General features: G+C 60.6%; 1 pseudogene. It reads right to left on the reverse strand.

The window, feature by feature from the left end:
- A pseudogene (locus B4920_RS27100) lies at nucleotides 1–254 on the reverse strand (tRNA (adenosine(37)-N6)-dimethylallyltransferase MiaA); the annotation flags it as partial.

The following is a 254-nucleotide window of genomic DNA, read 5'->3' on the forward strand; positions in this document are numbered from 1 at the left end:
CTGACGGGTGGCCACGATGCCACGATAACGCATCTCATCATATCCCACTTCCCCTGCCAGGTAGTCCCACATTTGGCGGTAGCCAACGCAGCGGATAGCTGGCAGATCCGGGTGAAGATCACCCCGCTCATAGAGCGCTCTGACCTCCTGTTCGAACGCCCCTTGCAGCATCTTGTCGAAACGCAGCTCGATGCGTTGATGCAGCACGGCGCGATCGCTCGGCGCGATGGCAAACTGGTGCACCCGGTAGGGCA

Source organism: Zoogloea sp. LCSB751, assembly GCF_002028455.1.
Classification (GTDB): Bacteria; Pseudomonadota; Gammaproteobacteria; order Burkholderiales; family Rhodocyclaceae; genus Zoogloea.